The sequence below is a fragment of the Clostridioides sp. ZZV15-6388 genome, assembly GCF_020657755.1.
Classification (GTDB): Bacteria; Bacillota; Clostridia; order Peptostreptococcales; family Peptostreptococcaceae; genus Clostridioides.
Genome location: NZ_JAGWCU010000001.1, coordinates 313134 through 326628, shown reverse-complemented (window position 1 = coordinate 326628; position 13495 = coordinate 313134). Strand labels below are relative to the sequence as shown.

The 13495-nt window shown below is 27.1% G+C and carries 12 protein-coding genes; 1 reads left to right on the top strand and 11 read right to left on the bottom strand.

The window, feature by feature from the left end:
* Positions 1-140: 140 nt before the first annotated feature.
* On the bottom strand, positions 141-794 hold the full coding sequence (trhA, locus tag KGF48_RS01485) for a PAQR family membrane homeostasis protein TrhA (protein WP_227432934.1): 654 nt from the start codon (positions 792-794) through the stop codon (positions 141-143).
* 159 nt (positions 795-953) lie between these two features.
* Here trhA and KGF48_RS01480 point away from each other — a divergent pair, with 159 nt between their 5' ends.
* Positions 954-1520: a DUF1836 domain-containing protein gene (locus tag KGF48_RS01480; protein ID WP_413894777.1), complete on the top strand. Its 567-nt coding sequence runs from the start codon at positions 954-956 to the stop codon at positions 1518-1520.
* Between the two features lie 139 nt (positions 1521-1659).
* Here KGF48_RS01480 and KGF48_RS01475 read toward each other — a convergent pair whose 3' ends face one another.
* The 10 genes from KGF48_RS01475 to KGF48_RS01430 form a co-directional block, all read right to left on the bottom strand.
* Positions 1660-1869 (bottom strand): hypothetical protein, encoded by a 210-nt coding sequence (locus KGF48_RS01475; protein WP_227432931.1) that lies wholly within the window; start codon positions 1867-1869, stop codon positions 1660-1662.
* 80 nt (positions 1870-1949) lie between these two features.
* Positions 1950-2603: an FMN-dependent NADH-azoreductase gene (locus KGF48_RS01470; protein WP_227827399.1), complete on the bottom strand. Its 654-nt coding sequence runs from the start codon at positions 2601-2603 to the stop codon at positions 1950-1952.
* A gap of 319 nt (positions 2604-2922) precedes the next feature.
* Entirely contained in the window at positions 2923-3963 is a 1041-nt protein-coding gene (locus KGF48_RS01465) for a Fic family protein (protein WP_227827398.1), read from the bottom strand.
* A gap of 107 nt (positions 3964-4070) precedes the next feature.
* Positions 4071-5444, bottom strand: coding sequence for an MATE family efflux transporter (locus tag KGF48_RS01460; RefSeq protein ID WP_227827397.1), 1374 nt, complete (start codon positions 5442-5444; stop codon positions 4071-4073).
* A 122-nt stretch (positions 5445-5566) separates the two neighbouring features.
* Positions 5567-7447 (bottom strand): FtsX-like permease family protein, encoded by a 1881-nt coding sequence (locus KGF48_RS01455; RefSeq protein ID WP_227867676.1) that lies wholly within the window; start codon positions 7445-7447, stop codon positions 5567-5569.
* Complete coding sequence (locus KGF48_RS01450) at positions 7447-8193, bottom strand: ABC transporter ATP-binding protein (RefSeq protein WP_227827395.1); 747 nt, start codon at positions 8191-8193, stop codon at positions 7447-7449. Before KGF48_RS01450 ends, KGF48_RS01455 begins: the two co-directional genes overlap by 1 nt.
* Positions 8194-8348: 155 nt before the next feature.
* Positions 8349-10559 carry an EAL domain-containing protein gene (locus KGF48_RS01445; protein ID WP_227867675.1) on the bottom strand — a complete coding sequence of 737 codons (2211 nt, stop codon included), beginning with the start codon at positions 10557-10559 and terminating at the stop codon, positions 8349-8351.
* A 21-nt stretch (positions 10560-10580) separates the two neighbouring features.
* A complete protein-coding gene (locus KGF48_RS01440; protein ID WP_227841035.1) occupies positions 10581-10913 on the bottom strand; it encodes a hypothetical protein in 333 nt (110 codons plus the stop codon).
* Between the two features lie 170 nt (positions 10914-11083).
* Positions 11084-12478, bottom strand: a complete 1395-nt coding sequence (gene gltA / locus KGF48_RS01435; protein ID WP_227827392.1) for an NADPH-dependent glutamate synthase — start codon at positions 12476-12478, stop codon at positions 11084-11086.
* A complete protein-coding gene (locus KGF48_RS01430) occupies positions 12478-13371 on the bottom strand; it encodes a sulfide/dihydroorotate dehydrogenase-like FAD/NAD-binding protein (RefSeq protein ID WP_227432921.1) in 894 nt (297 codons plus the stop codon). The genes gltA and KGF48_RS01430 overlap by 1 nt, the downstream gene beginning before the upstream one ends.
* Positions 13372-13495 lie beyond the last annotated feature (124 nt).

The window sequence follows — 13495 nt, the reverse complement described above, 5'->3', positions numbered from 1 at the left end:
TTATAAACAAGTTATTATAAATATAATTTGATATTTATAATAAGGAACTGTCTTATAATAGAAGATACATTCTATATAAGACAGTTCTTTTTATTTTCTTCATTGTAGAATTTTTAGTATCAATTAACTGGATTTTTAAACTATAAAACATACAATAAAACAGCCAAAAAGTGGAATAAAGAACCTAACATAATAAAAATATGAAATATCTCATGAAATCCAAATTCAGGACTTATGTTTGGCTTCTTAATAATGTAAATAACTGCACCTATAGAGTAAGATACACCTTCTATTATTAATAAGTTAAGACAATCCTTAGGAATTGAATTAAATGCATTTATATCAAAGACAATTGCCCACCCCATAAGTAAATATAGACTTGTAGACAACCATCTAGGTGCATCCATCCAAAATATTTTTATTACTATGCCAATAAATGCAACTATCCATATTGCTGTAGTAAATATTATTCCCTCTTCTTTTTGCATAAAATACAAGCATATTGGTGTATATGAACCAGCAATCAATACATAAATCATTGCGTGGTCTACTTTTCTGAAAAATAATTCTTGTTCTGGTGTACCTTTTAAAAAATGATAATATGAGCTTGCACTATAAAGAGCAATTAAAGATAATCCAAAGACAGACACAGACACTATCATCAAAAAAGAAGTTTGTTGTAAAGATATAGATTGAAAAATTAAAATTATAGTAGCTATAAGAGATAAACAAGCCCCTATAAAATGAGTTAAACTACTTATTGGGTCTCTACCCTTTAAAAAAAATTGATACATTTCGTCCTCCTACAATTATGTATTTTAAAAATTACATTTTATATATAGTTTTTAATACTATATTATATATTTAATTATACCACTTTATATATCTTTTGCAACCATTAATATTGTTTTATTTTCTAAATTAGTGTATTATAGATATTATGGAGGTAACATATGATGAACAATGAATTAAATACCATAATACTAGAAACGTTAAATAATACAGATATAACTTCAAATGATATTCCATCTATTGACCTATATATGGATCAAATTATTTCTCTAATTGACAATAAACTTTCTGCCAATAAAAGATTTGAGGATGAAAAAATTCTCACTAAAACAATGATAAATAATTATAGTAAAGAAGGATTAATCAAACCTATTAAGGGAAAAAAATATACCAAAGAACAAATCTTACAAATGATAATCATTTATTCTATGAAAAATACACTTACAATACAAGAGATTAAAAGAATCTTAAATGGTGTATACGAAAAAGAGGATTTCAGTGGAGAAGACTTAGTGGCATGTTATGAAAAGTTTATATCAATAAAAGAAAGGCAAAGAAATAATATGCCAAACTTTATAGAGTCTAATTTTGAAAATATCACTATTAATCCAGAAAATAAGGATGATTTATTGATAGCCTTACTAAGCTTAACTTCAATGGCTGACCAATTAAAAAGTATTTCGGAAAAAATAGTAGATACTTTTTTCCAAGATACTCCAAAAAAATAATTTTAATAAAGTAAGACTGAAAATAAATATTAAAATACAATGTAACTTAAATTAATTATTATTGTATACAATATAATTTTCAGTCTAAATATTAATACTTTCTATTTTTAACTCTTTCAAGAATCTCCATATCTAAAGTTTACAAATTTAATTTTATTCTGTTTAAGTTTTGACAATGTGAACAATTCAAATTAACTTGAATTTGTTTATACCCTATGAAAACGGCTTGTTTAAGTATACCAGTGCCATCATCTATCATCACTACATTGTCTTTTATCTCTACATGGAAATTATTTTCTTGATTACACCAATAACAATCATACTTCTCATTACTTTTTTCTTCTCGCATGATTTTCGCCTCCTTCAATATAAGTTTCTACATTAAGAGAGGTTTTTCCTTTATATTTTCAATAAAATAAAATATTATAACTAAAACTTCAAAGAATCAATTATACCTTCTATTTTTTCAGATGCTTTTTCTATTGCACTTTGTCTTTCTTCTTCACTAGTTCCAGTTCCATCTACTAATAATTCATCAAATTTTTTGATTCCTATAAATTTCATGATACTTTCCACATAATTTAATCCTTTATTCATAACTGGCTTTAGTACCCATGGTATATGTCCACCTGAAGATTGTATATATACCATACTTCTATCAATATCATTTAGTATTCCTTGTGGTTTATCATCACCTTCAAAAGATATAGTTTTTCCATCTTGAATTATACAATCTATATATTCTTTAAGTGGGGCTGGAAAAGATAAACTCCACATAGGAGCTGCTATTACATATACACTTGCACTCACAAATTGGTCACAAAGACTTCTAATTTTTGCAAGTTCTTTTCTATCCTTATCATCTAATTGCTTAGCAGCTTCTTCACTAACTATACTATTTCTCTTTTCAAAGTATTGATATTCCAATCTTGGTATATGCTCCTTATAAAGGTCTACTTCTTCAACTTCAAAATCCTTATTTTTTTCCATAAATTTATTGATAAACTTTCTTGCTACAGTTTTACTTGAAGATAAATCTTCTGGTTTTGAATTCACATTTATATATAATAATTTTTTTTTCATAAGCTCACTCCTAAGATTATTTTTATATTATTATTTCACAAAAATAACCATTCTATTCTGTAGTTAAATTATAAAGTTAATAGAAATATATTTCTTAAATAATCTTAAAAAGTAAATTTATAGAATACAAGAATAAAATATAATTAATTATACAATATAATTTTAAATATATTAAAATTCTAATCAAGCAATTACTTATAATATTTTAGATAAAATAAGTATTCTATGAAGTTATGTAAATTCCTCTTAGAATTTCTAACTTCAATAAAAAATGGTATAGTGCTTTGACACTATACCATTAAAATTATTAAAGTATTTTTTAATACTTCTTCTTCCATTTTGCGCTTCTTCCCCTTGCAACAACCTCTATCTTATCTTGTTTTCTTAGATTATTAAAAACTCTATTTATAGTAGGTTCTGGAATATCAGGACATAGGTCCTTTATATCTTCTTTTGTAAAATATCCAAGAGTAGAATTTATTATTTTTTCTATTCTGCTAGTTTTTGTCTGTCTTTTCTTATCAGATACATTTAAACTGTCATCTAACTTCTTATATGCAGTCAATATAGTTTCTAAAAAATATTCAATCCAAGCATTCATATCTGATTTTTCATTCCCTATAGAGGACTTCAAATAGTTTAAGTTACTATAGTACTCATATGAACTGTCATCAAATATTTTTCCTAAACTTATATATCTTCCAACTTCATATCCACTTTTATTTAACAGCAATAATATAAGTACTCTTGCCATTTTTATATTACCTTCTTTAAATGGATGTATCAATATGAAATCTAACACAAATGCAGAAATTAATATTAATATATCAATTTCATCCTCATCTATCAATGTATTATAAGCTTCACATATTTCTTCTACGGCTTTTTCAACCTTATTAACACTTGCGTCACCATTCATGAAGTCACTATTTTTTAAATTGTATTCAAAAAATCCACTCTCTGATTTATAGCTTCCCCCTCTAGTAGATGAAAATTTATATAAGTATCCATGAAGTTCAAGAATTGTTTGTGAGCTTATTGGGATACTCTCATAAGCACTATTAATAGTTTTTACTACATCTCTGTATTCAACAATACTTAACTCTTCTCTACTTTTAGGTGTGACTTCATTACTTATTAATTTTTCTAAATTAAAAGTATTACTTTCTTTTTGATTTCCAATATATGTAGATTCTGAACAATCTACTAAAGATTTTTTTTCTAGACTTTCTAAAATTTCTTTCGGTTGTTTTTTGTAAAGCAGTTGTCTACCCTTATACTCATTTATCTTAGACAACATTCTAGCTACATTCATGTTTACATACATATTTTTTAATTTGCTTTTTTTTGTAAATTCCATAAAATCACTCCATAATTAGAATTTCTCTTCTTTTTGACAGCGGTTTTATTTTATCATATAATTGTATTTTTTACAATTTTTTACTTATTTATCTGAAATTATACTTTTTATTCGGTCGTTATTTCGCTTAATCGTTCACTTTTAGGTGTATATCTTTTCAATTCTCTAAATACTACTACACCTGTAATTACTGTGGCTATAAAGTCAGATACTGGTTGAGCTGTCCATACACCCTTTAAACCTAAGAATGTAGGAAGAATTATTACTGCTGGTATCAATAAAATTACCTGTCTTAGAAGACTTAATAACATTGCCATTTTTGCTTTACCTATAGATTGTATAAAGTTTGTTCCTGTAATTGATAAACCTACTATTGGTAACATAAGTAGATATATTTTTAAACCATCTACAGATATACTCATAAGTTCAGCGTCTTTATTAAATATTCCTATAATTGCCTCTGGGAAAAGCATAATTACTACCATACCCATACATAAAATTATAGTAGCTACTACCAATGAACCTAAGTATGCTTTTTTAACTCTATCGTATTTTTCAGCCCCATAGTTAAAACCTATAATGGGTTGCGCTCCCTGATTTATTCCAAAGATAGGCATTAAAAATACCATTGCTATAGAAGAAATTGTAGCCATAGCTCCTATAGCTAAATCTCCACCATGAGTTTTAAGAGCAATATTTGATATTACTTGAACTAAGCTTGCTGCAAGTTGCATAGCAAATGGTGACATACCTATCGCAAAGACTGCTCTTACTAATCTTTTATCTAATTTTAAATGAGATTTACTGAATTTTAAATTTGATTTTCCACTTATATAGTAGCCTATAGTTAAAATAGCTGTAAGAGCTTGAGAAGTTACTGTAGCAATTGCAGCTCCTTGTATTCCCATATTGAATCCAAATATTAACATCCAATCTAAAACTATATTAGTTAGGCATCCTATTATCATTATTCCTGCTGAAATCTTAGGGCTACCGTCAGCTCTTATTGAGTGATTTAAAGAAAAGGATAGAAGATTTACTACTGTTCCTAATAAGATGATATTTATATATGTCTTTGCATATATTAGTGTATTTTCACTTGCTCCAAATAACGTAAGTATTTTATTTGCAAATAATATCCCAAGTACCATTATTATAATTCCTGTAACTACAGCTAATGTCATTGCATTTCCTATAAGTCTTCTTGCATCTTCTACTTTACCTTGCCCAAGTTTTATTGATATAGTCGTTGTTGTTCCTATTCCTATCAACATACCAAATGCAAGTATTATTGTCATTATTGGCATCGTAACACCAAGACCTGTTATTGCAAGTGGTCCAACCCCTGGTATGTTCCCAATAAAAATTCTGTCTACCACATTATATAGACTATTTACCAGCATACCTATTATTGCTGGTATAGAGTATTTCAGTAGTAATTTACTGATTCGTTCTGTTCCTAATAATTGTTGATTATCCATCAAGTCTCCTCCTTCTTCTAATATTTAATTTTCCACATATTACAAGGGAGGTGCATATGCCCTCCCTTAATATTAACTACTTTTTAAATATTAATTTTCTATAATATATATTATATACCACTTTAATCAAAAAACCAAACTTTTCTAATATAAAATTTCTTTAGCAAATGAAAATAAAGTGAATATATACCTGAGAGCACTAATAATATACCCACATTTTTTAAGTTAAAACTATTATTTAGTACACTATTTAAAAAGAGTAAAGAAAATATGTTATTTGCAATAGCTATAATAAAAGGTACAAAAAATAGTATGCCTATCTCTATACTAACAATCTTATTCATATTTTTAAAAGATAGACCTATTTTTGATAGATTGTGGTATTTAACCTTATCAAAAGGTTCATCTGTATATAGTCTAAAATACAAAAAACTAAGAACTGCCATAAACAGAATAACACCTATGAAAATACCCATAAAGTGAAGAATTTTACTTTGCTGTAACTCAACTAAATACATATCTGGTAAAGTTAAAAAATATGACTTTATATCATTTCTATCTAGGTTAAAATGTTTTTCTTTTAACGCTTCAGTTATATCAGCACTATTTTGCCAGTTTTCATAATCAAATCCATAAAAATTTATTTTTGAAAACTTACTTTGTATATTATTATATAAATTATCATGTATAACTATAATTTTACTAAACATACCTGTAGGAAAAATTATCCTATCTGTTGATTCTTTTATCTTTATGTTTATGTTTACATTTCTTATTTTATAAGATTTAATATCTTTTAAAGAATTTATGTGCTCTTTTGAATTATATCTAGGGACTATAATTCCCTCATTTTTCTTTAGATTAATTTTATCTAATCCCAATTGTTTTGATAATTTATTATAGTTACTTATACTTAATAATACTTCATTATTATATTCAAGCATAGGAAAACTTAATTCCTTATAATCATATTCTTTTATTGTATTTCTAATTTCTTTTAATTCTTCATATTCTTTGTTATTATTATCTTCTGAAAAATATGAGTAAACCATTGGAAAATTCTCTTTAGAGGATTTACCTTGTGAAGTTACAAGCGTTGAAGTTGTTGTAAATGCTACTAAGGTTCCAGATAAAAGTATTGTCATTAAAAACAACAATAGAGAATTATCTTTCATCTTATATACTAAATTACTTATAAGCAACATATTTGTTTTATTTTTATAAAACTTCTCTTTATTTTTCATATGCTTTAATATTAAAATGCTAAACTGAGAAAAAAATAAAAACGTTCCTAGCGTAATCAACAGTGCTATCGTGTACATACCTTCATTTATATTTAACTTATTACCAAATAGTATCATAGCATATCCTATCATAAGACATACTATGCCAAGTATCCCAAAGAATCTTGAAGATTTTATATCTTTTTTAGGTTTTTTTGTACCTACTAAAAGTTCAAAAATATTGTTTTTGTTTAACAATTTTAAGCTAAGTGGTCCTGTTATCAAAAACAACAACATAAAAGATATAATTGTCATTAGTATCGCTTTTATTGGAAAGTAACTTTCTGTCAAGTTCATATAAAATATTTTACCTAAATACAATAAAAATAGATTAGAAATAGATAGCCCTAAAAGTATTCCTAATATTATTGCTAATAATCCTATTATTAAATTTTCAATCAATATCAATCTTTTCAGTTGTTTATTACTCATTCCAACTATCATCATAACTCCAAAATCCCTTAATCTAGATTTTAAGAAATTTCCTAAAGAATACAATATAAAAAGTAGACTAAATCCTAATATTATTAATTCTGAAGTCATAAGAGCCATAAATGCAGTAGAGCCACTTTGGATTCCAGAATCAGTTATAATTGGATGAAACATAGATACTGCAAATACAAAGAATATCATTATAGAAAAAATTGAACTTAAAAAATACGCTAAATATGCTCTAAAGTTTCTAATTATATTATTATAAGCAAATCTTCCAAAATTCACTACCTTACACCTCCTATTTGAGACAATACAGATAGTATTTTATTGTAAAAAGAACTATTTGTGCCTGATTTCTTTATCTCTGTATATATGCATCCGTCCTTTATAAAAACGACTCTATCTGAATGGCTTGCACTATATGCTTCATGAGTTACCATAAGTGTAGTTACATTTTGTTCTTTGTTTATCTTAGTAAATAACTCTAAAACATCATCAGTGGATTTCGAATCAAGATTCCCTGTTGGTTCATCTGCAAGAAGTAATGATGGCTTATTTATAATTGCTCTAGCAATTGCACATCTTTGAGCTTGTCCTCCTGAAATCTCATAAGTTCTTCTATCTAAAATTTTATCAATACCTAAAAATTCAGATATATTTTTAGTTTCCCTGTTCATTTTTTTTACATTTCTACCATCTAGTGTAAGTGGCAACATTATATTTTCACCAACTGTCAAAGTGTCAATCAAATTAAAATTCTGAAATACAAAACCAAGTTGTTTTCTTCTAAATTCAGCTAATTTTTCTCCTTCTAATCTACTTGTATCCTGTCCATTTAATATAACTTGACCTTCACTCTGCTTATCAATTGTAGATATTATATTTAAAAGAGTAGATTTCCCACTTCCAGATAGACCCATAACAGCTACAAATTCACCTTTTTCTATACTTAAATTAATACTATCTAATGCTTTATATGGAACTTTTCCATAATATGTTTTTGATATATTTTTAATACTTAATATGTTCATTTTATATTCTCCATTACTTTTTTATTTTTACTATATTAATATACTATCGTGAATATATCATTTTAACCATAAAAATACTCTAACAATTAACTTACATATTTGTAAGTTAATTGTTAGAGTACCAACAAACTAATTAGTATTAATAATTAATTCAACTAAAATTTTAAAAGCTTTTCAAATTCACTAAGTACCATTGGTTTAGCAAATAAATAACCTTGAGCCTTATCGCATCCTATTTCTTTTAAAAACTCTACTTGCTCATTGGTTTCTACACCTTCACATATAACTTTAATATTAATCGCTTTTGACATTTCTACTATCTTAGAGATAATAATTTTTCCACGTTTTGTATCTGTTGTCTCAATTAGAAAAACTCTATCTAATTTTAAAATATCAAAAGGAAGGTCCTTTAATAGATTCAAAGATGAATATCCTGAGCCAAAATCATCCATTGATATAAGAAATCCTATCTTTTTAAGCCTCTTAATTATATCAATCAATATATTTAAATTATCAAATACAACACTTTCTGTTAATTCAAGTTCTATAAACTTAGGTGATATATTATACTTATTTATCAATTCAGTAATATTTTCTATAAAATTATCTCTGTGTAAATGAACTCTAGATATATTCACAGAGATTGGCACAGGATTATAACCTTTGTTTAGCCACTTTCTCAAGGTCTTACATACTTCTTCAAATACAAACATATCAACATTTACAATGAAACCATTTCTTTCAAATAAAGGTACAAAATCTACAGGTGAAATAAATCCCATATCTGGATTATTCCATCTTATTAGAGCTTCTGCTCCTTCAATTTCATTTCCATCATTTAAACTATATTTTGGTTGATAATATACTACAAACTCTCCTTTTTCCAAAGCTTTATTCATATTATCTTCCAATTTCTTTTCTCTATATAATCGATTTCTTGTATCTTCATTAAAAAATGAATATGAATGCTCATACTTATCTTTTTTTGTTTTTGCAGCAATATTCGCTCTATCAATTAACAAGTCAATTTTTTGTATATCATCACTTTTATTTATCTTATATATACCACTTGACATAACAATTTTATATTTTGAGGAATTACTAGTACTTAAACTGCATATTTCATTATTTATTTTAGATAGTCTATTTAAAAGGTCAACATCAGTATTGCAGGAAATTAATAATATAAAGTGGTCATTATCCATTCTAGCACAAAGTTCATATTTGTTTGTATTGTGTTTTAACACATTTGCAATATGTACTAATATCTTATTTCCTTCAGCATAACCAAACATCTCATTTATGTATTTAAATTTATTAACATCTAATTGAACTAAGTAAAAATCATCTTTATAGTAATTATGTAAAATATATATAGAATCTTTTTTAAATTTTTCTTTGTTTTTTATTCCACTTAAGGAATCATAGTAAGCTAATTTTTTAAGTTGTTCTATTAGTGTAACATTACTTAATTTCCACAATATCAAAAATATTAATATATAGAAAAATAACTTGATTATAAAATCAATTATCAAGCTTTTAAAGTTCTTAAAAACATCACAACTTGAGATTAATGTCCAATCAGTTCCTTTGATACTCATATATCTTGCACTATATAACTTCCAATTATCCCATGATAAAAAACCACCTTGACGTTTCTCATCTATATTTTTTAAAATTTCGTTTTTACTGCTCCCTATAATATTTCCTTCTACACTAAACATATTTGTCTTATTATAGACATAATCTTTATTTTGATGAGAAATAATGGCATAGTTTTTATCTACCATTAAAAATTTAATAGAATCATCAGAATTAGTTCTACTTACTATCTTATTTACATCTTGAAAATAAAAGGAAGCAAAAATAGTTCCACTTACTTCATTATTTTTTATAATAGGTACACATATAATAAATACTTTATCCCCTGTAACCTTACTAACTGTAATATCGGAAATCACCATTTTTTTTGTTTCTAGTACCTTCTGAAAATGCGTTCGGTCTTTTATTGTCCCAACCCTTTCTCTATATGTACTTGAAGTATTTCCTTGTGCATCAGTTATTCCAAGCATAAAAAGATTATATTGTTTTTGATAAGGTCTTAATAACTTACCTTTTTCAATTAGAGAGATTCTGTCATCAGAAAATCTATCGTCTTGACTAAGAGCCTTTAATAAGGATACATTGACGCTTAAATAATTTTCTAATTCTCTTTTTGAGGCTTCAATCATATTTTTAGAAGTAACCTCCATAGAATTACTTGCATATATAATTGTACTTGTAAAATCAATTAAAATTAATAACATCAATAAAATTAATATATACCTAAAAACTAATCCATCAAATATTTTTTCTCTTTTTCTCATATTTAAACACCATTAATTATACTATTGTAATACATACTCAATCGGCTCTTTAATAACTTGTGACATTACTCTATATGAATAATCCAAAAGTATTCTTTCTTTAAATTTATATGAATCCCTTATACAAGATTCATAATTTAAAACTGGCACATTTGATTTTTCAACTTTATATAGGAATGGCCTATATTCTAATGATGGGATATTATTTTTTAAGTAATTTATACTTGCTTCATCTAAAATGCTTACATTTTCAATGTCTGTTGTACCAATATATGCAACAGTTATACCCAAAATATTCTTTTTAGATATAAGTTCTAATGTCAAGTTTGATAACTCTGATTCTGCCAACCACACATTATTCCCCCCTTATAAAATCTTTATTCGATATTATTTTACCATAATTAAACAAAATTATGTTGCTTAGTGATAAATATTACAACAATAACTGTGACTTTATTATATAATTTTCAAAAAAAATATACCAAGCTAGAAATTATTCTAACTTGGTATATTTAATTTACAAATTAAGCATTAACTTTTGCTTTTAAATATTCATCTATTGAAGCTGCTGCAGTTTTACCAGCACCCATTGCAGATATTACTGTTGCTGCTCCAGTAACAGCGTCTCCACCTGCAAACACACCTTCTTTAGAAGTTTGACCGCTTTCATCTGTTATTAAGCATCTTCTCTTATTTATATCAAGACTCTTTGTTGTAGAAGATATTAATGGATTTGGACTTGTTCCAAGTGACATTATAACTGTATCTACATCAAGTACAAATTCAGAACCTTCTATTTCTATAGGTCTTCTTCTTCCAGAATCATCTGGTTCTCCTAATTCCATTCTTATACAAACCATACCTTTAACATATCCATTTTCATCTACTAAAATTTCTTTAGGATTTGTCAATGTATTAAATATAATTCCTTCTTCTTTTGCATGATGTACTTCTTCAGCTCTTGCTGGAAGCTCTTTTTCACTTCTTCTATAAACTATATATGATTCTGAACCTAATCTTAATGCAGTTCTAGCAGCATCCATAGCAACATTTCCACCACCAACTACAGCAACTTTTTTACCAGAACTAATAGGTGTATCATAATCATCTCTATAAGCTTTCATTAAGTTTACTCTAGTTAAAAACTCATTTGCAGAAAATACTCCATTTGCATTTTCTCCTGGTATATTCATAAACATAGGAAGACCAGCTCCTGAGCCTATGAATATAGCTTCAAATCCTTCATCTTCTATAAGTTCATCTACTGTAATTGTTTTACCAACAATTACATTAGTTTCTATTTTCACACCTAATTTTCTTATATTATCTATTTCAGGTTGAACAACAGCTTGTTTTGGAAGTCTAAATTCAGGTATTCCATAAGTTAAAACTCCACCTGGTTCATGCATTGCTTCAAATATTGTTACATCATATCCTTTTTTAGCTAAATCACCAGCACAAGCAAGACCTGCTGGACCACTTCCTATTACAGCTACTTTTTGATTTTTCTTAGGTTCTGTATCAGATAAGTTTATATCATTTTCTTTTGACCAATCTGCTACAAATCTTTCTAATTTCCCTATTGATACTGCATCTGATTTTATTCCAAGTATACATACACCTTCACATTGACTTTCTTGTGGGCATACTCTACCACAAACAGCAGGTAGTGAACTACTCTTAGCTATTACTTTAGCAGCACCTTCTATATCATCTTCTTTAATTTTTGTTATAAATCCTGGGATATCAATTCCTACTGGACATCCACCTACACATTTTGGTTTTTTACATCCTAGACATCTATTAGCTTCTGCCATAGCTTCTTCTTTATTGTATCCTAAACATACTTCATCAAAATTTGTTGCTCTTACAGCAGGTTCTTGTTCTCTAACTGGTACTTTTACTTTTTTAGCATCCATTATTTGTTACCTCCACATCCACAATTACTATGATGATGACTGTCGCCTTCTTCAAGTTTTAGCATAGCTCTTCCTTCTTGAGTTTTATACATAGATTGTCTTCTCATCGCTTGGTCAAAGTCAACTAAATGTCCATCAAATTCAGGTCCATCTACACATGCAAACTTAGTCTCATTTCCAACACTAACTCTACAACCGCCACACATACCTGTTCCATCAATCATTATTGTATTTAAACTTACTATAGTAGGTATGTTTAATTCTTTAGTCAATTGACACATAAATTTCATCATTATCATTGGTCCAATTACTATTGCTTGGTCATATTTTTTACCTTGATTATCAACTAAATCTTTTAATAAATCTGTAACTCTTCCATCAAATCCATATGTCCCATCATCTGTTGATATGTATACATTTTTAGCTACTTTTCTCATATCATCTTCTAATATGATTAATTCTTTAGTTCTTGCACCAATTATTACATCTACATCTAATCCATTATCTTTAAACCATTTAACTTGTGGATACACTGGAGCAGAACCTACTCCACCAGCTACAAATAGGATTTTTTTATTTTTTAATTCTTCTATATCTTCATGTATGAATTCACTTGCTTGTCCTAGTGGCCCTACAAAATCCATTACAAAATCGTTTTCTTCAAACATTGCTAATTTCTTAGTTGAAGCACCAACTGTTTGGAATACGATAGTCACTGTTCCTTTTTCTCTATCATAATCAGCTATTGTAAGAGGAATTCTTTCTCCCTTTTCGTCATTTTTAATTATTATAAATTGACCAGGCTGAGAAGATTTTGCAACTCTAGGAGCCTCTATTTCCATCAAATAAATACTATCTGTTAATTGTCTCTTACTAACTATTTTATTACTCATCTCGCTATTCTCCATTCTAACAAATATATTTTTCCCACTTTAAATTTAATTAAAACATAACCACACAACACTATAACTCTAATTATAATACAATATTAGTTCTCGATTAAATGTTTTGTATTGG